The organism is Pseudonocardia sp. Cha107L01 (genome assembly GCF_052566575.1).
Window position 1 is genome coordinate 8,937,967 of the sequence record NZ_CP199579.1, and the last position, 25,203, is coordinate 8,963,169.

Below are 25,203 nucleotides of genomic sequence, written 5' to 3' on the forward strand. Positions count from 1 at the left end.
CTTGTCAGGTGCGGGTTGATTCGGGTGTTGACAGCGCGGCGACGGCGGCCGGGCCGGCACCGGGCGAGGAGCTGAGCGAGGCAGTAGGCGAGGCAGTGGGCGAGGCGATCGAGCTGCTGGCCGGGCGACCGTTGGTCGGGCTGACCGGCGCCGGCCTCTCCACCGACTCCGGCATCCCGGACTACCGGGGGCCCGGCTCACCGAGGGCCACCCCGATGACGTTCGACCAGTTCCGCTCCGGGGAGCAGGCGCGGCGCCGCTACTGGGCGCGCAGTCACGTGGGCTGGGCCCGGATGCGGCACGCCGAGCCCAACGCCGGCCACCGCGCACTCGCCGAGCTGGAGCGGGCCGGCCGGCTGCGCGGGCTGATCACCCAGAACGTGGACGGACTGCACCGGGCCGCCGGCCACCGGGCCGTGGTCGAGCTGCACGGGCGGCTGGCCGACGTGATCTGTCTCGACTGCCGCCGCCGGGGCGACCGGGGCGAGCTGCAGCGGCGCCTCGCCGAGCTGAACCCCGGCTTCGCCGAGGCGCACGGGGACGAGGTGGCCAGCGCCCCGGACGGCGACGCCCGGCTCGAGTCGGTGGACGGGTTCCGGCTGGCGGACTGCCCGGTGTGCGGCGGGGTACTCAAGCCGCACGTGGTGTTCTTCGGCGAGAACGTGCCGCCGGAGCGGGTGGCGCTGTGTTACGCGATGGTCGACGGGCTCGTGCCGGAGACCGCGCGCCCCGGTGCGCTGCTGGTCGCCGGCAGCTCGCTGACCGTGCAGTCCGGGCTGCGCTTCGTCCGGCGCGCGCACCGGCTCGGCGTCCCGGTGGTGATCGTGAACCGGGGCTGGACCAGGGGCGACGAGTTCGCCACCGTCAAGGTCGACGGCGGCTGCTCGGAAGTACTCACCGCGCTGGCCCGGACCTAGCGCGGGCACTGACCTAGCGCGGGCACTGACCTAGCGCGGGCACTCAGTCCCGCAGGACGACCAGGTGTTGTTGCAGCAACAGCTCCAGGGCGGCGGCGAAGCGGTCCGGGTCCAGCTCGCCGGCCCCGGCGCGCAGCCGCGCCACGGTCACCACCCGCTCCTGGGCCAGCAGCCGCAGCATCGGGGCCATCACGGCGGCGAACCGGAACGTCTTGCCGGAGACGGTGACGCTCACCGCGCCGGCATCGGACGGTTCGGCGGACTCGACGGTGAGCTCGAGCAGCGCGGTGACCTCGATACCGGCCTCGTCGGGCGGCATCTCGAAGCGCACCGGGAAGGGCAGGTTGATCTCCGGGCGGCGCGGGAAGCGCCGGTCCCTGGTGGCCAGGAAGTCGGCCGGCCGGTGCGCGGTGATGACCTTCACCAGGGTGCGCACCAGCTCGTCCTCGTGCTCCCGGCGCTGCTCCGCGCCGCCGAACCGGGGCAGGTCCTGGCGGAACAGCTCCTCGCTGTAGAGCTGCTCGACGACCCAGCGCGCCCAGTCGATCCCGGTGCGCCGGGTGAACCCGAAGGTCAGGTGCATGCTCATCTCGCCGGTGCCCCGGACGGCGTGCCACCAGCCGCGCGGCACGTGGATGATGTCGCCGGGCGCCAGGTTGCCCTGCCAGACGACGGATTCGGGCGGGCCGTGGTCGTGGCCGGTGTCCACCTTCATCGGGTAGCGCCGCCCCGGGCCGTGCACCGTCCAGTGCTTGCTGCCGGCCAGCTGCACGATGACCGTGTCGTGGTCGTCCCAGTGGGTGTCGAAGCCCTGGTGGTCGCCCCACACCAGGTAGAGGTTCACCTGCACCAGCTCGCGGACCAGGCGCATGAGGTCGTCGGCGGCGGCGGTGATCGGCGGGTGGAGCTGGTCGATGGAGTCGAGCACCAAACTGGCGCCGGCCCGCAGCTCCCGGTACAGCGCGTCAGGCAGCAGCACCTGGCGGCCGTCGGCGCTGTTGTCCGAGCCATCCGATCGGGTATATCTGGCCACCGGGACCTGCGCACCGTCACGGAACAACCGCAGCTGCGGCGCGACCAGCTGGTGGGTGCTCAGGATCCCGTTGAGCGCGCTCCAGGTCAGCAGATCGCCCACCCGGTCGGCGCCGGCCTCGGCCCGGACGAAATCCTGCCCGAGGCTCGCGCTGGCGAAATCGGCGCCGGCCAGTTCCACAAAACGCCCGGTGAACAAGGGTGCGGTCGACATCAAGCTACTTTCTGGCCGTCCCAACGTGCCGAACGAAACGTTTCGGGTCGCCGGGGGGTCGGCGTGAGGCCGGCCCCCCGGCGAGTCCGATCAGGCGGTCGCTCAGACAAAGTCCGAGCTGCGGTCCCCGCCGTCGTTGTCACCATTCGTCTCGCGGCGCGCGACGACGGTGTCCTCCTCGATCCCGAGCAAGAGAACGTCCTGTTCAGCCATGGTTGCCTCCATTTTTTGAACCCGACATACCCGTTCGGTTGATCACCTGGAGCCGCAGCAACAGGCCACCAGTAACCTACGCGGGTGACCGGCTCGGCCGTCAAGAAAAACAACCACCCTGATCGACCTGTCCGCATGAGTTAGGCTAGCCTTAATTCTGTGAGCGCGACCAAGCTGCCCCACTGCGCGGCGCTCGCCCGGCAACTGGGCGAGCGGCCGACCGGGACCGCGTCCAGGATCAAGTCGGTGCTACTCATCGAGCACACCGGCCCGTGGCCTGTCGACGTGCGAGAACGGCTGCTCACCGACGCCTTCGGGCCGGGGGCTCCGGAGCGGATGGACGAGCTGCACGTCGAGCTCGGGCTGCGTTCGCTGGTGATCCGCAAGCCCGGCCGCAACGCGGCGCCGAGTCGGCCCACTGTGTTCGCCGGCGGCTGCCGCCCCGGTCGGCGCTGGCTGGAGCGCCTGGACATCAACGACTACTCCGACCTGGCCGCGCTCGACCTGCCCGCGATCGCCGAGGGCACCGGCGGGTTCGGCGAGCCGGTCGACGGCCCGCTGCTGCTCGTCTGCGTGCACGGCCGCAAGGACGCCTGCTGCGCGATGCTGGGCCGCCCGGTGGCGGACGCACTGGCCGTCCAGTACCCCGAACGCACCTGGCAGTGCACTCATTTCGGCGGCGACCGCTGGGCCGGCAACCTGCTGGTGGCCCCGCACGGGTTCATGTACGGGCAGCTCGACCCGTCCTCGGCGGAGCCGGTGGCGCGTGCCGCACTGCGCGGCGAGGTGGCGCTGGACAACCTGCGGGGCCGGGTCGGCACCGACCCGTTCGCCCAGGTCGCCGAGATCGCGGTGCGGGAACGGACCGGGTTGCTCGGGCTGGACGAGGTGATGGCCGGACCGGTGCACGCCGACGGCAACCAGGCCACGATCGAGGTGCGGGCGGGTGACACCGTGTTCCAGGTCGTGGTCCGCCGCCGCCCGATGGGCGTGCACGGTCACTCGCTCTGCTCCGGCGAGGCCCACCCGCACCGGTTCGACGTGCTGGACCTGCGCACCGCCGTGCCAGCCTGAACGGTGTCCCGGTCCGGCCCGGACCGGAATGTCACCCTCGGTAACGCTGGATGCGCTCTTCGTCTACCCGTATCGTCAAGCCCGCGATGACCAGCCCGAGTAGTGCCGGCCAACGGCTCACCAGAGAGGCGCCCAGGGTCGGCGACTACCGCCGGGGCGCCCGGTTGCGCACCACCACCGCCGGTACCTGGTTCCCCGCCGTCGGCCCGGACCAGCAGCCGGCCGGCCTGCTGCTGGTGCACCCCGGTGTCGATCTCCGGACACTGGTCCCGACCATCGAACGGCTCGCCGAGCTCAACCTGCCCGGTGTGCTGACCCCGAACCCCGCACTGCTCGAACAGGCCGGCCGTAACTGGCTGGTGACCCGGGCGGCCGCGGTCCCGACGCTCGCCGACGTGCTCGAGGACGGCGCACACCGCGAACCGGGCAACGCCGCCGCGCTGCTGTCCGACGTGGCCGCCACGCTGCTCACGACCCACCGGGCCGGCCTGCCGCACGGCGCGCTGGACGCCCGCTCGATCCTGATCGGGCAGGACGGCGCGGCACTGCTCACCGACTGGGGCACCAACAAGAACGCCACCGCCGCCGGCGACGTGAGCTCCTGGGCGCTGCTCGCCGAGCTGCTCGCCCAGCGCTGGTGCGGCGACGACCTGGTGTCCGCCGCCGCGCTCGCCAGAGCGGTGTACGCGGCCAACGGCCCCACCGGACTGGCCGGCGGCTTCGACCAACTCCGCGGGCTGGCCCACGCCGCCCGGCGGGACACCCTCGCCCAGGCGGCCAAGGACGAGCTCGACGCGGTGGGCCGGGGTGAGGTCCGCCCGCCCAGACGGCCGCAGTCGCGCCGTGCCCAGCCGGCGCCGCCCGCACCCACCGAGCCTCCCGCGGCGGCCGCCGTGCCGCCGATGCCGGCCGAGCCGGTGGAGCCGCCGGTGCCGCAGGTGCCAGCCGAGGCGGCGGTGCCCCCACCGGTCGAGGCGGCCGAGCCGGTGGTGGCCGCACCGGCCGAAGCGGTCGAGCCGGCGGTGGCCGAGCCGGTCGAGCCGCGCTATGACACGCACGCCGACTTCGGCGCCCCACCCTCGGCCGGACACCGCACCCGGCCGGCGCCCGATGCGGACGCTCCCTGGGCCATTCCGGCCGCCGCGCGGGAACCCGACCCGAAGGCACGGGGCGCGAAGCGGGACCAGGTCCCGCGCTGGCGGCTGGTCCTGCTCGTCAGCCTGGTGGTGATAACCCTGGTGGCGGCCGCCGCCGACCTGGTGCTGCTGGTGACCCGGAACACCGAGGCGAGCGCACTGAAGATCCAGTCGGTGGTGCTGTGGGCGCAGCGCAGCGGCACCGGCTGCAGCCTGCTCGGCGTGATCACCACGAACGGCGAGGCGGGCACCGTGACCTACGGCTGGACCGGCGACACCGCGACCGGGCCGGCGATCAGCACGCAGGTCCAGGGCGGCCACACCCAGATCGAGGTCAGCCGGCAGTGGAACCCCGACACCGCCAGCACGCTGGACCCGCTGGTCACCCTCCAGGTGCTGCGGCCGGCGCTGCGCCAGGCCTCGGTGCAACCCGAGCTGGACTGCTCCCACTGAGCAGCCACTGACCGCCGACCAGACCGCCGGCCAGGACGCTGGCACTGGCCAGCACGGCGGAGGGCTACCGGTCGAGCAGCTCGCGGATCGCGGTCGCCGCGCCGTCGTCGGTCATGATCCCGAAGTGGTTGCGGTCCACCTCGATCACCCGCAGCCCGGGGGCCGCCCGCTGGAAGGCGACCGCGTCGGCCTCGGAGACGATCAGCCCGCCGCCGAAGGGGACGGTCGCGCGCAGCAGCAGCGCCGGCATGGTCACCTTCGCCCAGCCGCCGGTCACCTCGCCGGTGGAGGCGAACTCGAGATCCTCCTGACAGGCCGCCTTGCTCGTGACCGGGGAGAACCGCTGGTCCCGCTCACCGAGCTCGTAGGTGTAGACCCGCTCCCAGTACTCGTTCCACGGTGTGACGACCCCGCCGCCACGGACCGCGGCCAGATAGTCCGCCGGGTCGTCCACCACCGCGTCGAGCCGGTTCAGCCCGGCGCGGACCGCCCCATACGCGGCGGTGTCGACCGTCCCACAGTGGTCGATCATGGTCAGGCTGCGCAGTCGTTCGGCGGCGATTCCGGCGGCGGTGATCCCGACCAGCGCGCCCAGCGACCAGCCGACGTAGTCGAACCGCTCGGCCCCGAGCTGCTCCGCCACCTCGAGCGCGTCCCTGGCGTGCGCGGTCAGCCCGTAGCTGCCCGGCGGGGTGATCTCGCTGCGGCCGCGCCCGCGCAGGTCGATGGCGACCACCTGCCGGTCCGACCCGGCGAACCGTTCGATCAGGTAGTCGAACGCGTGCATGTTGGCCGACAGCCCGTGCACGCACAGCACCAGCGGGGCGCCGACCGGGCCGGACCGCTGCGCGTGCACGGTCCCCGAGCTCAGCGTCAGATCCAGTTCAGTGACCTCCGGCATGCCGCCCCCCTCAGGACCCCACGATGGGTGCACGCTACCGAGTCGCCGGCCGGGGTCGCCCGCTATTTTCCGGCCGGCCCGGCACCACCGGCCCGGGACCACTCAGCCGGGTTGGACCCCCCACGCGGTGCGCAGTGACTCACCGGGCCCCAGCACGACCAGCCCGTCGCCGGACCGGAACGTGTTGGGCGCGCCGGTCATCGGCTCGACGGCCAGGCCACGCCGGCGCCGGTCCGGGCCGAGGGTGTCGCCGGTGAACAACTGGATGTACGGGTAGTGCCGATCCGCCCAGAGTCGGGTCCGCCAGCCGTCCGTGCTGCTCAGCTCCACCCAGGCCAGGCCGTCGGCGTCCCGCGCCAACCCGGTGAAGGCGTGGTCGATCGCGGTGTCGCCGATGGGGCGCGGGGTGGCGAAGTCGAGCGCCGAGCCGGCCACCGGCTCGACCCCGGCGGGCAGGCCCCGCTCGTCGGTGGGGACCCAGCGCTCCGCGACCAGGTGCAGGGTGGCCCCGTCGACCGTCGGGACGCCCGGGGCCAGGTACGGGTGCTGGCCGCTGGCGAACGGGCAGGGTCTGTCACCGAGGTTGGTGGCGGTGGTCGTGACGGTGAGCCCGGGCCGGCGCCCGGAACCAGCGGCATCGGCATCGGCATCGGCATCGAGAAGCGAGTACTCGATCTCGACGTCCAGCGGGAACGGGTAACCCGGCTGCGCGTGCAGCACGGTGCCGAGCACCACGCTGGCCTCGTCGCCCGCCCGCCGGGTCCAGTTGCGCCAGCGCAGCAGGCCGTGGATGGCGTTGTGCCGGCCCGGTTCGGAGAGCGGTACCTGGTAGCTGGCGCCGCCGAAGGTGTAGGCGCCGTCGGCGAGACGGTTCGGCCACGGCATCAGCGGGGTGCCGCGGCCGCCGGAGCACATCTCGTCCTCGGCGTAGCCGTCGAGCACGTGCCGGCCCCGGTGGGTGTACTCCCGGACACCGCCGCCTACCTCGACGACGGTGGCCCGGTGCGGGCCGTCGGCGATGCTGAACTGTTCCCCGGACGGTGCGATCTTCACGCACCACTTTCCCACACCCGGCCACCGCCGACCTCGCCAATCACGGGACAGGACACAAACACCGCCGTAATGCCGGAGGTTAACGCCGAGTTACCGACAAGGCGGGCCCAGTGTCGATCCTGGTGCGTCCATCGTTACCGAGACCTACCTCAGTCCGGTAATTTTCGCCGAGAACCAGACTCACGTTGCTCTCGACGCAGCCCACTCCCGGGTCAGCAGCCGGATTCGATCGGCCGGTCACCGACTGTGACCCCGGCGGTTCCAGCCCGACCACAGACTGAGCCCCACCCGGCGGCGGTCTGCCGATCATGACCGCGAGCCTCGCGTGCGCCTGCGCAAATCAAGCCGATCGACGACACCGCCTTGCGAGCCATCCCACTGGATCACCGCTCGCGACGAGCGGCACCATTCAGGACCCCGGCTAGCCGCCGAGCAGGGCGCGCACCACCGCGTCGGCGAGCAGCCGGCCGCGCCGGGTGAGCACCGCGCGCCCGGCGGCCAGGTCGGCGGGCACCAGCAGGCCGTCGCCGGCGGCACGGGCGGCCGCCGCCCGACCGGCCTCGTCGAGATCCCGCACCGGCAGCCCCTCGGCCAGCCGCACCCCGAGCATCACCCGCTCCTCATGGCGCTCGGCCACGGACAGCTCCTCCCGCCCGGCGGCCGGCGACTCCCCCGCGCCGAGCAGGGTGGCGTAGCGCGCCGGGTGCTTGACGTTCCACCAGCGCACCCCGCCGACGTGGCTGTGCGCCCCCGGCCCGGCGCCCCACCAGTCACCGTCGCGCCAGTAGCCCAGGTTGTGCCGGCACCGGGTGTCGTCCGAGGTCGCCCAGTTGGACACCTCGTACCAGCGCAGTCCGGCGGCGGACAGCACGTCGTCGACCAGCTCGTAGCGGTCCGCCGCCACGTCGTCGTCCGGGGCGGCCAGCTCACCGCGGCGGATCCGGCGGGCCAGTGCGGTGCCGTCCTCGACGATCAGCGCGTACGCCGAGACGTGGTCCACCCCGGCGGCCAGCACCGCCTCCAGCGAGTGCCGCAGGTCGTCGTCGGACTCCCCCGGCGTGCCGTAGATCAGGTCCATGCTGACCTGCCCGATACCGCCGTCCCTGGCCTCCCGCGCGGCGGCGGCCGGCCGGCCGGGGGTGTGCCGGCGGTCCAGCACGGCGAGCACCCCGGGCGCGGTGGACTGCATGCCCAGCGACACCCGGGTGTAGCCGGCGTCGGCGATCCCGGCGAAGAACTCCGCCGAGGTGGACTCCGGGTTGGCCTCGGTGGTCACCTCGGCGCCGGGCGCCAGCCCGAACGAGCTCCGCACGGCGGCCAGCACGTCGGCCAGCCCCCGCGCACCGAGCAACGACGGGGTGCCGCCACCGACGAACACCGTCTCGGCCGGCGGCGGGGAGCCCAGCACCCGTGCGGCCAGGTCCAGCTCGGCGCGCACCGCGTCCAGCCAGCCGGCCGGCGAGGCGCCCGAGCCGTCCAGCTCGGACGGTGTGTAGGTGTTGAAGTCGCAGTAGCCGCATCGGGTGGCGCAGAACGGTACGTGGACGTATACCCCGAACGGCCGAGTGCCGAGCCCGCCCCGGGCCTCGCCCGGTAACCCGAACGACTCGGGCGGCGTGGTCACCGTTGCCAAATCCATACAATACCCATCAAGTATCCGCCGAATTGCCGGTCGATTTGACTGATCAATTCCATTGTGACTGCTCTCCCAACATCGTGGTGCGGGTAGTCAGCAGGCCCACTCTGATGGCACTCTGGACATTGTGACGTGCGCCCTGGACATGCGACTGGTGGCCCGCCGCCATGTCGACTTCCAGCGCGTCTCCAGCGCGTTGTGCCGGCTTACCGTCTAACCCGCGCCGAATCCCACCACGAGTGACAACGGCCGGGAAGCCGGTCGGCTGGTGCTTCTTTGCCCAGGTCTGCCGCGTGTTCCCTGCCGCGACCTGGAGGTCTGAGCCAGATGGTTCCACCACAACCAGCCGGCGCGACCGAGCGCGCCGCCGCGCCGGCCCGCCGGGCGGCGCCAGTGAAGCGCCGTCGCGGTGAGGGCCAGTGGGCGCTCGGCTACCGGGAGCCGCTGAACCCGAACGAGCGGGCGAAGCGCGACGACGACGCCCTCAACGTCCGGGCCCGGATCGAGAACATCTACTCCAAGCGTGGCTTCGACTCGATCGACCCCGGCGACCTCCGCGGCCGGTTCCGCTGGATGGGGCTCTACACGCAGCGCAAGCCGGGCATCGACGGCGGCCGCACCGGCGCGCTGGAGCCCGAGGAGCTCGACGACAGCTACTTCATGATGCGGGTCCGCATCGACTCCGGGGCGCTCACCTCCGAGCAGCTGCGGGTGGTCGGAGAGATCGCCCGGGACTACGCGCGGGACACCGCCGACATCACCGACCGGCAGAACGTCCAGCTGCACTGGATCCAGATCGAGGACGTGCCGGCGATCTGGGAGAAGCTGGAGGCGGTCGGCCTCTACACCACCGAGGCCTGCGGTGACTGCCCCCGGGTGATCCTCGGCTCACCGGTGGCCGGCATCGCGGCCGACGAGATCATCGACGGCACCCCGGCGATCAGGGAGATCGTCGAGAAGTACATCGGCAGCAAGGAGTTCTCCAACCTGCCGCGCAAGTTCAAGTCGGCGATCTCCGGTTCACCCCGCCACGACGTGGTGCACGAGATCAACGACATCGCGTTCGTGGGCGTGCGGCACCCCGAGCACGGCCCGGGGTTCGACCTGTGGGTCGGCGGCGGGCTGTCGACCAACCCGAAGCTCGGCGTCCGCCTGGGTGCCTGGGTTCCGTTGGACGAGGTCGCGGACGTGTGGGCCGGCGTTGTCGGGCTGTTCCGGGACTACGGCTACCGGCGGCTGCGGCACCGCGCCCGGATCAAGTTCCTGATCGCGGACTGGGGTGCTGAACGATTCCGCGAGGTTCTCGAGACCGAGTACCTGAAGCGGCCGCTGGTCGACGGGCCGGCCCCGGAGCACTGGCTCGGCCCGCGCGACCACATCGGCGTGCACAAGCAGGTGGACGGGCTGAACTACGTCGGCGCCGCCGCGATCGCCGGCCGGGTCTCCGGCACCACGCTGATCAAGGTCGCCGAGGCCGCCGAGCGGGTCGGTTCCGGCCGGCTGCGCACCACCGTGCAGCAGCAGTTGCTGGTGCTGGACGTGGCCGACTCTCAAGTCGACCCGTTGATCGACGAGCTGACCGGGCTGGGGCTGCACGCCAAGCCGTCGTCGTGGCGGCGCAACACGATGGCCTGCACCGGCATCGAGTTCTGCAAGCTGGCCATCGTGGAGACCAAGGGCCGGGCCGCCACGCTGGTCACCGAGCTGGAGAGCCGGCTGGCCGACATCGCGGACCTGGACCAGCCGATCTCCATCCACCTCAACGGCTGCCCGAACGCGTGCGCCCGCACCCAGACGGCCGACATCGGTCTCAAGGGTCAGATCATGACCGACTCGGACGGCAACCAGGTGCCCGGTTTCCAGGTGCACCTGGGCGGCGGGCTCGGGCTGGACGCCGGTTTCGGCCGCAAGCTGCGGGGGCTGAAGGTGAGCTCCAGCGGGCTGGGCGACTACGTGGACCGGCTGGTCCGCCAGTACGTCAAGGAGCGCGACAGCGGCGAGCGGTTCGCCCAGTGGGTGGCCCGCGCGGACGAATCGGACTTGCAGTGAGCGAGCTTGCGAGCGAGCCAGCGTCACAGCGAGCGCCCTCATCGCCGACCGAGCGCAGCGAGGGAGATCGGTGAGCGAGCGTGCTGTTCCGTTCTACTGCCCGTACTGCGGTGAGGAAGATCTGCGGCCGGTGGAAGAACCACACGGCGCATGGCGTTGCGCGGGATGCCTGCGGACGTTCGCGGTGAAGTTGGTCGGGATCGGTGTGCCTTCTCTAGACAACACAGGGGCGGTCAAGAAATGAGTGTGTCGAGCACCGAGGTGGAGACACCCGGTCGGACTCGGAGCGCTGAGGAGCTGCGGTCCATCGCGGAGCAGGGCGCGCGGGAGCTCGGCCCGGACGCGACGGCCGAGCAGGTGCTGGACTGGGCCGCGGCCACGTTCGGCCGGGGCCTCATCGTGGCGTCGAACATGCAGGACGCCGCGCTGGTGGACCTGGCGGCCAAGGCTGTATCGAGGGTTCGGCCCTGCGAGCAGGCCTCACGCCCCGGCGTGGACGTGCTGTTCCTGGAGACGGGCTACCACTTCGCGGAGACGATCGGTACCCGCGACGCCGTGGAGACCGTCTACGACGTGCGGATCGTGAACGCGCGGGCCGAGCACACCGTCGCCGAGCAGGACAGCCTGCTGGGGAAGGACCTGTTCGCCCGGGAGCCGGACCAGTGCTGTGCACTGCGCAAGGTGGCACCGCTGCAGAACACGCTCGCCCGCTACGACGCCTGGGTCACCGGGGTCCGCCGGGTGGAGGCACCGACCCGGGCGAACACCACGCTGGTCACCTACGACGAGAAGTTCGGCCTTGTCAAGATCAACCCGATCGCGGCCTGGTCCGACGAGGAGATGGACACCTACATCGCCGACCACGGAGTACTGGTGAACCCCCTGGTGGACGACGGCTACCCGTCGATCGGCTGTGCGCCGTGCACCCGCAAGCCGCTGCCCGGCGAGGACAAACGCGCCGGCCGCTGGGCCGGGCGGGCCAAGACCGAGTGCGGGTTGCACGCGTGAGCGCGCCGGCTGTGACGCAGGCCGAGAGCAGGTTCGACGCACTGGACGCGCTGGAGTCCGAGGCGATCCACATCTTCCGGGAGGTGGCCGGCGAGTTCGACCGCCCGGTGATCCTGTTCTCCGGCGGCAAGGACTCCACGCTGCTGGTGCACCTGGCGGTGAAAGCGTTCGCGCCCGCCGCGGTGCCGTTCTCGCTGCTGCACGTGGACACCGGGCACAACTACCAGGAGGTCATCGACTTCCGGGACGGCCTGGTGGAGAAGCTCGGGCTGCGCCTGGTGGTCGCGCACGTGCAGGACTGGATCGACGACGGCCGGCTCGTGGAGCGCCCGGACGGCACCCGCAACCCGCTGCAGACCGTCCCGCTGCTGGACTCGATCAACGCCAACCGGTTCGACGCGGTCTTCGGCGGCGGCCGCCGGGACGAAGAACGGGCGCGGGCCAAGGAACGGATCATCAGCCTGCGCGACGGTTTCGGCCGGTGGGACCCGCGCAAGCAGCGCCCGGAGCTGTGGAACCTCTACAACGGCCGGCACGCCCCCGGTGAGCACGTCCGGGTGTTCCCCATCTCCAACTGGACCGAGCTGGACGTCTGGCGCTACATCCAGCGGGAGAACATCGAGCTGCCCTCCATCTACTACAGCCACCAGCGCGAGGTGTTCCGCCGCGACGGGATGTGGCTGGCCGAGGGCCCGTGGGGCGGCCCGCGCGCCGGCGAAGCGCTCGAGCTGAAAACGGTCCGCTACCGCACGGTCGGGGACGGCTCCTGCACCGGCGCGGTGGAGTCCACCGCGACGACGCTGGACGAGGTGATCGCCGAGGTCACCGCCTCCCGGCTGACCGAGCGGGGAGCCACCCGCGCGGACGACCGGATGTCCGAGGCCGCCATGGAAGACCGCAAGCGGGAGGGCTACTTCTAATGCCGGACACCCCCAAGGACCTGCTGCGGTTCGCCACGGCGGGCAGTGTGGACGACGGCAAGTCGACCCTGGTCGGGCGGCTGCTCTACGACACCAAGTCGGTGCTCGCCGACCAGATCGAGGCCGTCCAGCGCGCCTCGGTGGACAAGGGGCTGTCCACCCCCGACCTGTCGCTGCTGGTGGACGGGCTGCGCGCGGAGCGTGAGCAGGGCATCACCATCGACGTGGCGTACCGCTACTTCGGCACCCCGAAGCGCGAGTTCGTACTGGCCGACACCCCCGGGCACGTGCAGTACACCCGCAACACGGTGACCGGCGCCTCCACCGCCGAGCTCGCGGTGCTGCTGGTGGACGCGCGGTACGGCGTGGTCGAGCAGACCCGGCGGCACGCCGCCGTGATCGCGCTGCTGCGGGTGCCCCAGCTGGTGCTCGCGGTGAACAAGATCGACCTGGTCGGCTACGACGAGGCCGTGTTCACCGCGATCGCCAAGGACTTCAACGGCCTGACCACGGCGCTGGGCTACCCGGCCGACCGGGTGGTGACCATCCCGGTGTCCGCGCTGGTCGGCGACAACGTGGTGGAGGCCTCGGCGAACACCCCGTGGTACTCCGGGCCGACGCTGCTCGAGCACCTGGAGTCGGTGCCGGTGGTCAGCCCCGACCTGGACGCCCCGCTGCGTATCCCGGTGCAGTACGTGATCCGCCCGCGCACCGCCGAGCACCCGGACTACCGCGGCTACGCGGGCCAGGTCGCGGCCGGCGTGGTGCGGCCCGGCCAGGAGGTGCTGGTGCTGCCGGAAGGGCTGCGCAGCACCGTCACGGCGGTGGAGACCGCGGACGGCCAGCTCACCGAGGCCGGCGCCGGGCGCAGCGTCACGGTGCTGCTCGCCGACGACCTGGACGTGGCGCGGGGCAGTGTCATCGTGGACGCGGCCCAGCCGCCGCGCGTCACGGACCAGTTGGAGACCACCGTGTGCTGGCTCTCCGAGCAGCCGCTGCGCCCCGGTGCGCGACTGCTGCTCAAGCACGGCACCCGGGTCACCCAGGCGATCATCGGGACGCTGCACGACCGGCTGGACACCGACACGCTCACGCTCAGCGTCCCGGAGCGGCTGGAGATCAACGACATCGGCCGGGTCAGCATCCGCACCGCCGACCCGCTGCCGGTGGACGACTACGCGGTGAGCAGGGCCACCGGCGCGTTCCTGCTGATCGACCCGGCGACCGGCAACACGCTGGCCGCCGGGCTGGTGGGCAGCCCACTCGTGCCGCTGCCGAACAGCTGATGCCGCTCCTGTCGTCGCCTTCGTCGCTCGCACCGCCGGGCACGTCGCCGGGCGCGGAGCCTGACCCGGATCGGCCGGCGCTGGTCGCGGTTGCCCACGGCAGCCGCGACCCCCGGTCGGCCGCCACGATCGCCGCGCTCGTCGAGCAGGTGAGGGTGCAACGGCCCGACCTCGACGTCCGGCTCAGCTTCCTCGACCTGAGCACCCCGAGGCTGCCCGACGTGCTGGCCGCCGTCGCCGCCGACGGGTACCGGCAGGCGGTGGTGGTCCCGCTGCTGCTGGGCAATGCCTTCCACGCCAGGGTCGACCTGCCGGGCGCGGTGGCCGGTGCGGCCGCCCGGTACCCCGGATTGCGGCTCACCGTCGCCGACGTGCTCGGCGGTGACCCCCGCCTGGCGGCCGCCGCGCTGCGCCGCCTCGCCGAGGTCGCGGGTCCGCTGGACGCCCCCGACCTGGGTGTGGTGCTCGCGGCCACCGGTTCTTCGCACGCGAGCGCCAACGCCGCCGTCGACCGGCTCGCCTCCTCGTGGGCGGCCCGGCACCGCTGGAGCGGCTGTGTGGCCGCATTCGCCACCGCGCTGTCCCCCACCGTCCCCGAGGCGATCGAGCAGCTACGGGCGGCGGGTGCCGGGCGCATCGCGGTCGCCGGCTGGTTCCTCGCCCCCGGGTTGCTCCCCCGCCGGGTCGGCCGCGCCGCGCTGGCGGTCGACCCCCGGGCCCACGTCGCCGCGCCGCTCGGCCCGGACGCCGACGTCGCCGCCGTGGTCATCGACCGCTACCTCGCCGCCGCTCAGCGGGATTCGGGCGGCCAGACCGACCGCCAGGACCGGTCCAGGCTGGTCAGGGCGACGACGTTGTCCGGCAGCGTGCCGTCGACCACCTGCGCCACCGTGGTCAGCTCGAGGATCGACCGCAGGCTGGCCCGGACCGCCACCCAGACGTCCTGCAGGTGACGGGCCGGCCCGTCGTAGGTGTGGCTCTCCGGGCGCTGGCCCCGGACGAGGGCGAGCGGACCGTCGGTCACCCGGATGACGTCGGCCAGGGAGATCGCGTAGGGCGGACGGGCGAGGCGGTGGCCACCGTCGGGGCCCCGGCGGCTCTCGATCATGCCGGCCCGGCGCAGCTCGACCAGGATCCCGTCCAGGAACGTGCGCGGGATTCCCTGCGCGGCGGCGATCTCGTCGGCCTTCACCGCGCAGAGCTCCGGCGCGCTCGCCAGCACGCACAATGCCCGCAGCGCGTAGTCCGCCCTCGCCGAGATCTGCACACCGCCATCTTGACCTATCCGCCCTGATCAACGGCATGCCGGCTGCTTCACACTTTGTTGACTAAGCGGCTCAGGAATGTCAGCATCGGGGTGTGCTGACCCGCTTCGAGGCCGACCGGACGATCCGTCCGTTCCTGGTCCGGCGGCTGCACGTCGACCTGATGCGCATCCTCGCCGCATGTTGTCGGACGAGCGGCTGACCCCGGTTCGCCCCGCGCCGGCCCCTCCCGGCCGCTCGCAGTCGTCGTCGTAAGGCAGGCACCCGATCGTGCACGTCAACCTCTCGCTGTCCGTCGCCGGACTACTGGTGGGCTTCCTGGTGGGCCTCACCGGCATGGGCGGCGGTGCGCTGTTGACGCCGCTGCTGGTGCTGTTCTTCCGGGTCGAGCCGCTGGCCGCGATCTCCAGTGACCTGCTCACCTCGCTCGTGATGAAGCCCGTCGGCGGCGCCGTGCACCTGCGCCAGCGCACCGTGGACTGGCGGCTCGTCGGCTGGCTCACCGCGGGTTCGGTGCCCTCGGCGTTCGCCGGTGCCGTGCTCATCGGCGTGATCGGCCACCGCGCCGGCGTCCAGGACAACCTCAAACTGGTCATCGGCGTCGCGCTGTGCGCCTCGGTGGCGATGATGGTGGTGCGGCAGCTGCTCGACCGCCGCAACCGCCGCCGTGATGCCGCCGCCGGTCGCCCGGTCGACGTCGAGCAGCCGATAGTCGTCCGGCCGCTGCGCACGGTGGCGATCGGCGTGGTCGGTGGCTTCGCGGTCGGCATGACCTCGGTCGGCGCCGGCTCGGTGATCATCGCGCTGCTGCTGGTGGCCTACCCGACCCTGCGGCCGGCCAAGCTGGTCGGCACCGACATCGTGCAGGCGATCCCGCTGGTGGCCGCCGCGACACTCGGCCACCTGATCTTCGGTGACGTCCAGTTCGCCCTGACCGCCGCTCTGCTGCTCGGCGCGCTGCCCGGGGTCTACCTGGGCGCCCGGCTGTCCGCGCGGGGCCCGGCGGCCCTGATCCGGCCGGTGGTCGCGGGGGTGCTGCTCGCCTCCGCACTCGCGCTGCTGAAGGTGGGCACGCCGGTGATCATCGCCGGGGCCGCGGTCGGCTTCGTCGTGCTGGTCCTGCTCGCACCCCGGCGCCGCGCCGCCGAGCCCCCGAATCCGACCGCGACCCCGACCACGCCCGAGCTCGACCCCGTCCACTGACCGCCCCCGGAACCCCACCACGAGCTCGGCAGGCGTTCGTTCCTGCCCCAGCGATAGAGATTGAGTAGATGAAGCGCAGCCTCCGTCCCCTGGCCCTCGTACTGATCGCGGCGGCCGCACTCACCGCCTGCTCCCGCGCCGACAGCGGGGGCTCCTCGGCGCCGGCCGCCGCCAACCAGGGCGCGGCCGCCGAACTGCGGCTGGGTTACTTCCCCAACATCACCCACGCCCCGGCGCTGATCGGGCTGGACAAGGGCTTCTTCGCCAAGGAGCTGGGCAGCACCAAGCTGGTCACCCAGCAGTTCAACGCCGGCCCACCCGAGGTCAGCGCACTGCTCGGCGGCTCACTGGACGCCGCGTTCATCGGCTCCAGCCCGGCGATCAACGCGTTCGACCAGTCCAAGGGCGCCACCGTCCGGCTGATCGCCGGCTCCACCTCGGGCGGCGCCCAGCTGGTGGTCAAGCCGGGGATCACCACGCCGGAGCAGCTCAAGGGCCAGACCATCGCCACCCCGCAGCTGGCCAACACCCAGGACGTCTCGCTGAAGAAGTGGCTCAAGGGCAAGAACCTGGCGATCGGCGCCGGCCCGGACGCGGTGACCGTGCAGAACCTGGCCAACCCCCGCACGCTGGACCTGTTCAAGTCCGGTCAGGTGGCCGGCGGCTGGCTGCCCGAGCCGTGGAGCTCCCAGCTGGTGGTCCAGGCCGGTGCGACCGTGCTGGTCGACGAGAAGACGCTGTGGCCGAACGGCCAGTTCCCCACCACCGTGCTGATCGTGCGGACCGAGTTCCTGGAACAGCACCCGGACACGGTGGACGCACTGCTGCGCGGCGAGCAGCAGGCCATCGACTTCGCCGCCAGCAACCCGGCCGACGCGAAGACCGTCACCAACGCCGCGATCAAGCGACTGACCGGCTCCACGCTCAACCAGGCCGTGCTGGACCGGGCGTTCTCCGAGCTCTCCTTCGGACTCGACCCACTGGCCTCGACGTTCCCCCAGCTGGCCAAGGACAGCGTGACCGCGGGCGTAGCGCCCGCCGCGACCGATCTGAACGGCTTCCTGGACCTGACCGAGCTCAACAAGATCCTGCAGGCCAGCGGCAAGCCGACGGTGGACGCCGCCGGCCTCGACAAGGCTCAGAGGTGATCCGGGTATGACGGTGACCATCGGCCAGGCGGCCGGCCAGGTGTCGGCACAGCGCCACCCGTCCGGGACGGACGAGCTCGCGGTGCGACTCGCGGGTGTCGGCAAGACGTTCGGCACCGGCGCGGCGGCGGTCACCGCGCTGCGCGACGTCTCCCTGGACGTGCGGCCGGGCGAGTTCGTCTGCCTGCTCGGTGCCTCCGGCTGTGGCAAGTCCACCCTGCTCAACCTGGTGGCCGGACTGGACCGGCCGACCACCGGCGAACTGACCCTGAACACCACCCGGGCGTCGTTCATGTTCCAGGAGCCGGCGCTGCTGCCCTGGCTGGATGCCGGGCGCAACGTCGAGCTGCCGCTGCAGCTCAGCGGCGTGCCCCGCGGCGCCCGGCGGGAGCGGGCCCAGGAGCTGCTCGAGCTGGTCCGCCTCGGCGGGCAGGCCCGCAAGCGTCCGCACGAGCTGTCCGGTGGGATGCGCCAGCGGGTCGCGCTGGCCCGGGCGCTCGCCGCCACCACCAGCCCCGACGACGAAAGGGCCGGCGGCCTGCTGCTGATGGACGAGCCGTTCGCCGCACTGGACGCGATCACCAGGGACGTGCTGCAGGGCGAGCTGCTGCGGGTCTGGCAGGCCACCGGTACGACCGTGCTGTTCGTCACCCACGACGTGCGGGAGGCGCTGCGGCTCGCCCAGCGGGTGGTGCTGCTGTCGTCCCGGCCGGGCACCGTGGCCGGCGAGTGGGACGTGGCGAACGCCGGCGGCGACCTGCACGAAGAGATCACCACGAGCCTGCGAGAGGTCATCACCCGCCATGCCGCCTGACCTGACCGAGGTCGGCACAGCGCACCGCGAACCGCCCCGCCCGAACCCGGTGGACGACTCGGCCGCCGCCCTCGCCGGGCTGGATGCGCTCGACACCCCGACGGTGCAGCGGACAGCGTGGTGGCGCCGTGCGCTGGCCGCCTGGTTGCCCCCGCTGGTCGCGCTGGTGCTGTTCCTGGCCATCTGGCAGGGCCTGTGGGCGGCGGCGTTCTGGCCGGAGTTCAAGCTGCCCGCACCCATCGCGGTGTGGGACGAGTTCATGCTGGTGGTGCGCGACGGGTCGGTGTGGTCGATCCTGTGGACCTCGGTCAGCCGGGCGTTCCTCGGCTTCCTCATCGCCCTGGTCATCGCCACCCCACTGGGGCTGCTGGTGGCCAAGGTCAACGTGGTGCGCGCCGCGATCGGGCCGCTGCTGTCCGGGCTGCAGAGCCTGCCGTCGGTGGCCTGGGTGCCGGCGGCCGTGCTCTGGTTCGGTCTCACCAACTCCACGATCTACTTCGTCGTGCTGCTCGGTTCCATCCCGTCCATCGCGAACGGCCTCGTCGCCGGTATCGACCAGATCCCGCCGATCCTGCCCCGGGTCGGCCAGGTACTCGGCGCCCGGGGCCTGAGCAGCGCCCGGCACATCCTGCTGCCGGCCGCGCTGCCCGGTTACCTGGCCGGCTGCAAGCAGGGGTGGGCGTTCTCCTGGCGCTCCCTGATGGCGGCCGAGATCATCGCGGCCGGCCCGCTGCTGGGTATCGGGCTGGGTGCGTACCTCGAAGAGGGCAGCAACTTCAACAACATCTCGAAGGTGATCGCCGCGATCTTCCTGATCCTGATCGTGGGCGTCGGCATCGAGCTGCTGGTCTTCCGCCCGGTGGAGCGCCGCGTGCTGCGCGCCCGCGGCCTGGCGATCGGCAAGTAGCCGCACTCACGACGGCCGGCACAGACCCCGTGCCGCGGGCGCAGACCTTGCAACCGCTGTGCCGGCGGCGGCAGGTCTGTGCGAGCCCCGTCGAGGGCTACCGGCGGTCGCCGTCGGCGGCCGGCAGTGGGCGTACCGCGCCGGTGACCAGCAGGCCGATGATCAGTGCGCCGAGTACGACGAACAGGGCGTGCAGGATGCCGGTGTGCTGGGCCAGGATGCCGATCAGCGGCGGGCCGGCGAGGAACGCGGTGTAGGCGATCGAGCTGACCACGCCGACCCGGGCCGCCGCCCGCGCCGGGTCGTCGGCCGCCGCGCTCATGCCGACCGGGAAGCCCAGCGAGGCACCGAGACCCCAGAGCAGCGCGCCGACGAGGACCCAGACGACCGAGCCGGTGAGGGTGACCAGGGACAGCCCGGCAAGCGCGAGCACCGCGGTGGCGCGCAGTGCATTGACCCGGCCGATGCGTTCCAGCAGGGCACCGCCACTGAGCCGGCCGATGGTCATCGCGGTGACGAAGGCACCGAAACCGAGGGCGCCGAGTACCTCGCTGGTGTGGTGGCCGTCGACCAGCGCGAGAGCGAGCCAGTCGTTGGCGCTGCCCTCGGTGAACGCGAAGGTGAGGGTGAGCACCCCGATCAGCAGCGTGCGGGGTTCCAGCCAGGTCCGCAGCCCGCCCGAGGAGGTCCGCCCGCCGCCGGGCCGGGAAACCTCGGCGACCGGCAGGAAGGACCGCACGGCGAAGGACATGGTCAGCGGGGCCAGCAGTGCGGCGACGATCACCTGCACGGTCAGCGGCACGCCGAGGGCGGCCGAGGCGGCCCCGGCGGCACCACCGATCACGGTGCCGACGCTGAACGCCGCGTGCAGCCTCGGCAACAGGGTCTTCCCCCGGCGCCGCTCGACGTCCGCGCCCGCCACGTTCATCGCGACGTCCCAGTTGCTCATGCACATGCCGGTGACCACCAGGCCCACGGCGGCCGGCCACACCGTGCGGGTGGCCAGCCCGGCGGCCAGTGCGAGCAGCCCGAGCCCGACGCCGAACGACCCGAACAGCACCACCCGCCCGGGGCCCAGCCGGTGCACCACCGGCCCGGACACGGGCAGTGCGAGGCACGCTCCCCCGGACAGGCAGAGGAGCAGCAACCCGAGCTGCGCGGTGGTCAGCGACAGGGTGTCCCGCGCGGACGGCGTCCGGGACAGCCAGGAGGCGAAGCACAGCCCGTTCAGCGCGAACGCGGCGGCCGTGGCGTTCCTGGCGCGGGCCAACGCATCGGTGCGTGGGCCGTCCATCAGCTCCGTCACTGACTCCCTCTCGATCGTCGGATCAATGTCGAATCGATTCGATAGCTCGACCATACGTCCCCATCGACGGCGCCACAATGCTGTTTACCGCACTCCGCCGGACGTCGATCACCGACCCTGGCCCCGCCGGGCTACCGTCTGGACGTGCCCGCCAACACCCGACCGACGCTCGCCCTGGTGGCCGCGCGGGCCGGCGTGTCGCCGTCCACCGCGTCGCTCGCGTTCGCCGGCAGCCCCCGGGTGACCCCGGGGACCCGCCAGCGGGTGCTCACCGCGGCGGGAGAGCTCGGCTACGCCGGACCGGACCCGCTGGCCGCGTCCCTGCGCCGGGGCCGCAGCGGCGTGGTGGGCACCTTCGTCGGCGAGCGGCTGCTCTACGCCTTCCGTGACCCGGTCGCGATCCAGCTGCTGGACGGCATCACCGAGGTGCTCGGTCCGCGGGGCGTCGGGCTGCTGCTGCTCGCCGGCGACACCAGCCGGCCGGGCCTGGACAAGCTCGCCCGGATCCCGCTGGACGCCGCGATCTTCGCCACCTGCGGGCTCGAGGACGACCCGGCACTGCACCTGCTGCTGCAGCGCGGCGTGCCACTGGTCGGGGTGGAGGGTCCGGTGGCGGACGGCGTGGTGCTGATCGACATCGACGACCGGGGCGGCATCGCGGAACTGGGCCGCCACCTGTACGAGCTCGGCCACCGCCGGGTCGCCACGGTCGCCATGCCGCTGCGCCTGGACGGCACCCGGGGCCTGGTCGACGACGTGCGGCGGTCGGTCGGGCACTACCGGGACGTGCGGCACCGGCTGGAGGGTGTGTTCGACGTGTTCGGGCCGGTCCCGGCGATGGAGACAGCCAGCAACGCGGTGGACGAGGGCGAGCGGGCCGGCCGCGCGCTGCTGGACGTACCGGCACAGCGGCGCCCCACCGCCGTGCTGGCACAGAGCGACGTACTCGCCGCCGGCGTACTGCGCGCGGCCGCCGCGCTGGGCCTGCGGGTACCGGAGGACGTCAGCGTGGCCGGCTTCGACGGGGCCGACCTGCCCTGGCTGCTCCCGACCGTGCTCAGCACCGTGGTGCAGCCCACCGACGAGAAGGGCCGGATGGCGGCGCGCGCGGTGGTCGAACTGCTCGACGGCAACCTCCCCCCGGACGTGGACCTGCCGGTATCGGTGCGTCTCGGCACGACCACCGGGCCGCCACCGGATACGGTCCGGAGATGACCGACGAACTCGTCCACCTGGAGATCGACGCGGGGATCGCCACGATCACCCTGGACTCGCCAGCCAACCGCAACGCGCTGTCCACCCAGCTGCGCCGCGAGCTTCGGGCGCACCTGGGCAGCGCGATCGAATCGGACCTGGCCAGGGTCATCGTGCTCACCCACACCGGCACGGTGTTCTGCGCCGGCATGGACCTCAAGGAGTCGCGCGGCGCCAGCGCCTCGGAGCAGGGCGTCACCGACTTCCCGGACATGCTGCAACGGATCTGGGACTCACCGACCCCGGTGATCGCCAAGCTGGCCGGCCCCGCGCGGGCCGGCGGGGTGGGCCTGGTGGCCGCGTGCGATCTCGCGGTGGCCGCCGAACCGGTCACGTTCGCGTTCTCCGAGGTGCGCATCGGGGTGGTGCCGGCGGTGATCTCGGTGCCGCTGATCCCCCGGGTCCAAGCCGCCGCGCTGTACCAGCTGTTCCTCACCGGCGAGTCGTTCGACGCCCGCCGGGCCGCCGAGATCGGCCTGATCACCAGCGCGGTGCCGGCCGACGCGGTGGACGCCGAGGTACAGCGCTTCGCCGACATGCTGCGCCTCGGCGCACCCGGGGCACTGGCGGCTACCAAGGAACTGCTGCGCGGCCCGGCGAGCGCCACCATGGCGGACGACCTGGCCACCATGACAACGCTGTCCGCCGCCCGGTTCGCCTCCGAGGAGGGCCAGGAGGGCATCCGCGCCTTCCTCGAGAAGCGCAAGCCGTCCTGGGCGGTCTGAGGGCGGCTCTAGTCCGGCATCGCGTCCAGGTGGCGTTCCAGGGCGTCCAGGTGGGTGGCCCAGAGCCGGCGGTACGGCGCGAGCCACTCGTCGATCTCCGCGAGCGGCTCGGGTCGCAGCTCGTACCAGCGCCGCTGCGCCTCCGGGCGGACCTGGACCAGGCCGGCCTCGCGCAGCACGCGCAGGTGCTTGGAGGTGCCCGGTTGGGTCAGCCCGAGCTCCTCGGTGAGCTCGCCGACCAGCCGGGGCCGGCCGCGCAGCAGGTCGAGGATCCGCCGCCGGGTGGGTTCGGCGAGCACTTCGAACGTGGTGGACACGCCCAGAACATACCTGAAGACGCATATAGCCGCCGCAGAATGTACCCCTCAGCGGTGCAGCAGCTCCCGGGCCGCCTTCTCGATGTCCCGCTCGGACAGCAGCACGTGCTCCGCCGCCGGGCCGAGCGGGATGAAGCTGTCCGCGCTGCTCACCCTGGCCAGCTCACCGGCGAACCGGGCGTCGACGAGACCGGCCAGCACCGGCTCGGCCACCCCGCCGGACTCCCTGGTCTCGTCCACGACCAGCACCCGCCCGGTCGCGTTGGCCTCGCGGAGCACGTCGGCCATCGGCAGCGGGGCCAGCCAGCGCAGGTCCAGCACCCGGGCGCCGATGCCCCGCGCGGCCAGCCGACGCGCCACCCGCAGGCTCATCCGCAGCCCGTTGGCGAAGCTCACCAGGGTCAGGTCGGTGCCGTCGCCGTAGGTCCGCCCACTACCCAGCGGGACGTGTGCACCGCCGGGCGCCGGGTAGTCGGCGAGCCAGCCGCCGTCGTCGGGTTCGTGCAGGTCACGGGTGTGGTACAGCGCGATCGGCTCGAGGAACACGCAGACCCGGCCGTCCGTGCGCGCCGCCGAGGCACAGCTGGCCAGCATCGCGGCGGCGTCGTCCGGGCGCCCCGGCACGGCCACCACCAACCCGGGGATGTCCCGCAGCGCGGCCACCCCGTTGTCGTTGTGGAAGTGCCCGCCGAAGCCCTTCTGGTAGGCCAGGCCGGCGATCCGCACGATCATCGGGTTGCGGTACTGCCCCTGGGAGAAGAACCGCAGCGTGGCGGCCTCGCCGCGCAGCTGGTCCATCGCGTTGTGCAGGTACGCCAGGTACTGGATCTCCACGATGGGCAGGAACCCGGCCAGCGACATGCCCAGCCCGGTACCCAGGATGCTCTGCTCGTCGAGCAGCGAGTCGAACACCCGGGCGCCGCCGAACCGCTTGCGCAGCCCCCTGGTGACCCCGTAGACGCCGCCCTTGACCGCGACGTCCTCCCCGAACACGACCGCCGCGCCGTCCCGGGCGAGCACCTCGGCCAGCCCGTGGTTGATCGCCTGCGCCAGGGTCAGCCGGCCGGCCCGCTCCGGTAGCTGGCCGCCCCGGTCGACGCCGAACGCCCGCCGCCGGGTCTCCGGGTCGGCGATCCCGGCGGCGTCGGCGGCCACCCGGGCCGGGCTCGACGGCGCCAACGGGGCGATCACCTCACCGGCCGAGCCCAGCCGCCGCCGCCCGACCGCGTCCTCGGCGATCCGCGCCACCTCGTCCCGCGTGCGCTCGTAGCGCCGCAGCGCCTCCTCGGGGCTCAGCACCCCGGCGTCCACCAGCAGCCGCGCCGTCCGCACCACCGGGTCGCGGGCATAGTCGGCGGTGATCTCGCCGGCGCCCCGGTAGGCCAGCTCCACGTCGGACCCGGCATGGCCCATCAGCCGCACCGTGCGCAGCCGCAGGAACACCGGCGCGCGCCGGGTCCGCACCCAGCTCACCGCCTCCCGCGCCGCCGCCAGGGACGCGGCCAGGTCCGAGCCGTCCGCCTCGAGGTAGCGCAGCCCGGGCCGGTCCCGGTAGGCCGCCTCGATCCAGCCGTCCGGGGTGCGCACGCTGATCCCGATGCCGTTGTCCTCGCAGACCAGCAACAGCGGCAGCGGCAGACCCCGGTGGCGCAGCTGCAGCGCGGTGTTGACCGCGCCGACCGCCGTGGAGTGGTTCGCCGAGGCGTCACCGAAGCTGCACACCACCACCGAGTCGGCGGGCCATCCGGTCTGCAGCGCGCCGCCCACGCCCAGCTTGGCGGCGCGCTCCAGACCGAACGCGAGACCGACGGCGCGGGGCAGGTGCGAGGCGATCGTGGAGGTCTGCGGGATGATCGCCAGCGCCTTGTTGCCGAACACCTTGTGCCGGCCGCCGGAGATCGGCTCGTCGACAGCGCCGGTGATGCCGTACAGCACGTCCCGCAGTGGCGACTGGCCCGGCACCTGGCTGGCCCGCCGCAGGTAGAACGCGCCGGAGCGGTAGTGCAACAGCGCCGGGTCGGTGGGCCGCAGTGCGTCCGCCACCGCCGCGTTGCCCTCGTGCCCGGACGAGCCGATGCTGTAGAAACCGTCGCCGCGCGAGCCCAGCGCGCGGGCGGCCAGGTCGAGGTGCCGGCTGCCCATCTGGGCGTCGAACAGGCCAAGGGCGCGTTCCGCGGTGAGCCCGGCGGGCAACGATCCGGCGGCCGCCGGTGCCAGGACGGTGGCGGCGAAGTACTCGTCAATCGGCTCGCTCATCAGTACGCAGCTTTGTCGACGCGGCCGCCCGCGCCAAGAGCCGCCACCCCCTCGGTCCGTCCCCCTGAGCCCCAGCGCACCTTCGCCTCTTCCTCACACAGCTCGCGTCACGCTCA

The 25,203-nt window shown here is 72.7% G+C and carries 22 protein-coding genes and 1 pseudogene; 15 read left to right on the forward strand and 8 right to left on the reverse strand.

Annotated features, from left to right (window positions below; translation table 11 throughout):
* The first annotated feature begins 71 nt into the window (after window positions 1-71).
* Window positions 72-917, forward strand: a complete 846-nt coding sequence (locus ACTXG6_RS42125) for an NAD-dependent protein deacetylase (protein WP_445190267.1) — start codon at window positions 72-74, stop codon at window positions 915-917.
* 43 nt (window positions 918-960) lie between these two features.
* On the opposite strand, the gene ACTXG6_RS42130 is transcribed toward ACTXG6_RS42125, so the two are convergent.
* Window positions 961-2,163: a JmjC domain-containing protein gene (locus ACTXG6_RS42130; protein WP_445184896.1), complete on the reverse strand. Its 1,203-nt coding sequence runs from the start codon at window positions 2,161-2,163 to the stop codon at window positions 961-963.
* A gap of 372 nt (window positions 2,164-2,535) precedes the next feature.
* Between ACTXG6_RS42130 and ACTXG6_RS42135 the strand changes: the two genes are divergently transcribed.
* Together ACTXG6_RS42135 and ACTXG6_RS42140 are read left to right on the forward strand one after the other, a co-directional pair.
* Complete coding sequence (locus ACTXG6_RS42135) at window positions 2,536-3,450, forward strand: sucrase ferredoxin (RefSeq protein WP_445184897.1); 915 nt, start codon at window positions 2,536-2,538, stop codon at window positions 3,448-3,450.
* An 86-nt stretch (window positions 3,451-3,536) separates the two neighbouring features.
* Entirely contained in the window at window positions 3,537-5,039 is a 1,503-nt protein-coding gene (locus ACTXG6_RS42140) for a hypothetical protein (RefSeq protein ID WP_445184898.1), read from the forward strand.
* A gap of 64 nt (window positions 5,040-5,103) precedes the next feature.
* Here the strand turns inward: ACTXG6_RS42140 and ACTXG6_RS42145 are convergent, their stop codons facing one another.
* The 3 genes from ACTXG6_RS42145 to hemW form a co-directional block, all read right to left on the reverse strand.
* Window positions 5,104-5,940, reverse strand: a complete 837-nt coding sequence (locus tag ACTXG6_RS42145) for an alpha/beta fold hydrolase (RefSeq protein ID WP_445184899.1) — start codon at window positions 5,938-5,940, stop codon at window positions 5,104-5,106.
* A gap of 102 nt (window positions 5,941-6,042) precedes the next feature.
* A complete protein-coding gene (locus ACTXG6_RS42150) occupies window positions 6,043-6,993 on the reverse strand; it encodes an aldose 1-epimerase family protein (RefSeq protein ID WP_445184900.1) in 951 nt (316 codons plus the stop codon).
* 421 nt (window positions 6,994-7,414) lie between these two features.
* Window positions 7,415-8,632, reverse strand: coding sequence for a radical SAM family heme chaperone HemW (hemW, locus tag ACTXG6_RS42155; protein WP_445184901.1), 1,218 nt, complete (start codon window positions 8,630-8,632; stop codon window positions 7,415-7,417).
* A 142-nt stretch (window positions 8,633-8,774) separates the two neighbouring features.
* Here hemW and ACTXG6_RS42160 point away from each other — a divergent pair, with 142 nt between their 5' ends.
* The 6 genes from ACTXG6_RS42160 to ACTXG6_RS42185 all read left to right on the forward strand — a co-directional run bounded on the left by ACTXG6_RS42160 (window position 8,775) and on the right by ACTXG6_RS42185 (window position 14,845).
* A complete protein-coding gene (locus tag ACTXG6_RS42160) occupies window positions 8,775-8,846 on the forward strand; it encodes a putative leader peptide (protein ID WP_445190268.1) in 72 nt (23 codons plus the stop codon).
* Window positions 8,847-8,956: 110 nt separating this feature from the next.
* Window positions 8,957-10,678, forward strand: a complete 1,722-nt coding sequence (locus tag ACTXG6_RS42165; protein ID WP_445184902.1) for a nitrite/sulfite reductase — start codon at window positions 8,957-8,959, stop codon at window positions 10,676-10,678.
* 240 nt (window positions 10,679-10,918) lie between these two features.
* Window positions 10,919-11,686: a phosphoadenylyl-sulfate reductase gene (locus ACTXG6_RS42170; protein WP_445184903.1), complete on the forward strand. Its 768-nt coding sequence runs from the start codon at window positions 10,919-10,921 to the stop codon at window positions 11,684-11,686.
* A gap of 11 nt (window positions 11,687-11,697) precedes the next feature.
* Window positions 11,698-12,606 (forward strand): sulfate adenylyltransferase subunit CysD, encoded by a 909-nt coding sequence (cysD, locus tag ACTXG6_RS42175; RefSeq protein WP_445190269.1) that lies wholly within the window; start codon window positions 11,698-11,700, stop codon window positions 12,604-12,606.
* The gene (locus ACTXG6_RS42180; RefSeq protein ID WP_445184904.1) at window positions 12,606-13,892 is read left to right on the forward strand and encodes a sulfate adenylyltransferase subunit 1; all 1,287 of its coding nucleotides are present in this window, start codon (window positions 12,606-12,608) and stop codon (window positions 13,890-13,892) included. Before cysD ends, ACTXG6_RS42180 begins: the two co-directional genes overlap by 1 nt.
* Window positions 13,892-14,845: a sirohydrochlorin chelatase gene (locus ACTXG6_RS42185; RefSeq protein WP_445184905.1), complete on the forward strand. Its 954-nt coding sequence runs from the start codon at window positions 13,892-13,894 to the stop codon at window positions 14,843-14,845. Before ACTXG6_RS42180 ends, ACTXG6_RS42185 begins: the two co-directional genes overlap by 1 nt.
* On the opposite strand, the pseudogene ACTXG6_RS42190 reads toward ACTXG6_RS42185, so the two are convergent.
* Window positions 14,824-15,159 (reverse strand): annotated as a pseudogene (locus ACTXG6_RS42190) (RrF2 family transcriptional regulator); the annotation flags it as partial. The gene ACTXG6_RS42185 and the pseudogene ACTXG6_RS42190 overlap by 22 nt on opposite strands.
* Window positions 15,160-15,427: 268 nt before the next feature.
* On the opposite strand from ACTXG6_RS42190, the gene ACTXG6_RS42195 reads away from it, so the two are divergent.
* The 4 genes from ACTXG6_RS42195 to ACTXG6_RS42210 all read left to right on the forward strand — a co-directional run bounded on the left by ACTXG6_RS42195 (window position 15,428) and on the right by ACTXG6_RS42210 (window position 19,229).
* Window positions 15,428-16,360 carry a sulfite exporter TauE/SafE family protein gene (locus ACTXG6_RS42195; RefSeq protein WP_445184906.1) on the forward strand — a complete coding sequence of 311 codons (933 nt, stop codon included), beginning with the start codon at window positions 15,428-15,430 and terminating at the stop codon, window positions 16,358-16,360.
* A 68-nt stretch (window positions 16,361-16,428) separates the two neighbouring features.
* Window positions 16,429-17,508: an ABC transporter substrate-binding protein gene (locus ACTXG6_RS42200; protein ID WP_445184907.1), complete on the forward strand. Its 1,080-nt coding sequence runs from the start codon at window positions 16,429-16,431 to the stop codon at window positions 17,506-17,508.
* A gap of 7 nt (window positions 17,509-17,515) precedes the next feature.
* On the forward strand, window positions 17,516-18,322 hold the full coding sequence (locus ACTXG6_RS42205) for an ABC transporter ATP-binding protein (protein WP_445184908.1): 807 nt from the start codon (window positions 17,516-17,518) through the stop codon (window positions 18,320-18,322).
* Window positions 18,312-19,229, forward strand: coding sequence for an ABC transporter permease (locus ACTXG6_RS42210; RefSeq protein WP_445184909.1), 918 nt, complete (start codon window positions 18,312-18,314; stop codon window positions 19,227-19,229). Before ACTXG6_RS42205 ends, ACTXG6_RS42210 begins: the two co-directional genes overlap by 11 nt.
* A 97-nt stretch (window positions 19,230-19,326) precedes the next feature.
* On the opposite strand, the gene ACTXG6_RS42215 is transcribed toward ACTXG6_RS42210, so the two are convergent.
* Window positions 19,327-20,535, reverse strand: coding sequence for an MFS transporter (locus tag ACTXG6_RS42215; protein ID WP_445184910.1), 1,209 nt, complete (start codon window positions 20,533-20,535; stop codon window positions 19,327-19,329).
* A gap of 144 nt (window positions 20,536-20,679) precedes the next feature.
* On the opposite strand from ACTXG6_RS42215, the gene ACTXG6_RS42220 reads away from it, so the two are divergent.
* Window positions 20,680-21,750 carry a LacI family DNA-binding transcriptional regulator gene (locus ACTXG6_RS42220; RefSeq protein ID WP_445184911.1) on the forward strand — a complete coding sequence of 357 codons (1,071 nt, stop codon included), beginning with the start codon at window positions 20,680-20,682 and terminating at the stop codon, window positions 21,748-21,750.
* Window positions 21,747-22,514, forward strand: coding sequence for an enoyl-CoA hydratase-related protein (locus ACTXG6_RS42225; protein WP_445184912.1), 768 nt, complete (start codon window positions 21,747-21,749; stop codon window positions 22,512-22,514). Before ACTXG6_RS42220 ends, ACTXG6_RS42225 begins: the two co-directional genes overlap by 4 nt.
* 8 nt (window positions 22,515-22,522) lie before the next feature.
* Here the strand turns inward: ACTXG6_RS42225 and ACTXG6_RS42230 are convergent, their stop codons facing one another.
* A complete protein-coding gene (locus tag ACTXG6_RS42230) occupies window positions 22,523-22,831 on the reverse strand; it encodes an ArsR/SmtB family transcription factor (RefSeq protein ID WP_445184913.1) in 309 nt (102 codons plus the stop codon).
* A 48-nt stretch (window positions 22,832-22,879) separates the two neighbouring features.
* Window positions 22,880-25,087 (reverse strand): thiamine pyrophosphate-dependent enzyme, encoded by a 2,208-nt coding sequence (locus ACTXG6_RS42235; protein WP_445184914.1) that lies wholly within the window; start codon window positions 25,085-25,087, stop codon window positions 22,880-22,882.
* Between the last annotated feature and the right edge of the window lie 116 nt (window positions 25,088-25,203).

What these genes read in the sequence shown, in the direction of transcription:
- ACTXG6_RS42130 (WP_445184896.1), bottom strand. Translation starts at nt 2,163, where the DNA reads ATGTCGACCGCACCCTTGTTCACCGGGCGTTTTGTGGAACTGGCCGGC.
- ACTXG6_RS42140 (WP_445184898.1), top strand. Translation starts at nt 3,537, where the DNA reads ATGACCAGCCCGAGTAGTGCCGGCCAACGGCTCACCAGAGAGGCGCCC.
- ACTXG6_RS42145 (WP_445184899.1), bottom strand. Translation starts at nt 5,940, where the DNA reads ATGCCGGAGGTCACTGAACTGGATCTGACGCTGAGCTCGGGGACCGTG.
- hemW (WP_445184901.1), bottom strand. Translation starts at nt 8,632, where the DNA reads ATGGATTTGGCAACGGTGACCACGCCGCCCGAGTCGTTCGGGTTACCG.
- ACTXG6_RS42165 (WP_445184902.1), top strand. Translation starts at nt 8,957, where the DNA reads ATGGTTCCACCACAACCAGCCGGCGCGACCGAGCGCGCCGCCGCGCCG.
- ACTXG6_RS42170 (WP_445184903.1), top strand. Translation starts at nt 10,919, where the DNA reads ATGAGTGTGTCGAGCACCGAGGTGGAGACACCCGGTCGGACTCGGAGC.
- ACTXG6_RS42180 (WP_445184904.1), top strand. Translation starts at nt 12,606, where the DNA reads ATGCCGGACACCCCCAAGGACCTGCTGCGGTTCGCCACGGCGGGCAGT.
- ACTXG6_RS42185 (WP_445184905.1), top strand. Translation starts at nt 13,892, where the DNA reads ATGCCGCTCCTGTCGTCGCCTTCGTCGCTCGCACCGCCGGGCACGTCG.
- ACTXG6_RS42200 (WP_445184907.1), top strand. Translation starts at nt 16,429, where the DNA reads ATGAAGCGCAGCCTCCGTCCCCTGGCCCTCGTACTGATCGCGGCGGCC.
- ACTXG6_RS42205 (WP_445184908.1), top strand. Translation starts at nt 17,516, where the DNA reads ATGACGGTGACCATCGGCCAGGCGGCCGGCCAGGTGTCGGCACAGCGC.
- ACTXG6_RS42210 (WP_445184909.1), top strand. Translation starts at nt 18,312, where the DNA reads ATGCCGCCTGACCTGACCGAGGTCGGCACAGCGCACCGCGAACCGCCC.
- ACTXG6_RS42225 (WP_445184912.1), top strand. Translation starts at nt 21,747, where the DNA reads ATGACCGACGAACTCGTCCACCTGGAGATCGACGCGGGGATCGCCACG.
- ACTXG6_RS42235 (WP_445184914.1), bottom strand. Translation starts at nt 25,087, where the DNA reads ATGAGCGAGCCGATTGACGAGTACTTCGCCGCCACCGTCCTGGCACCG.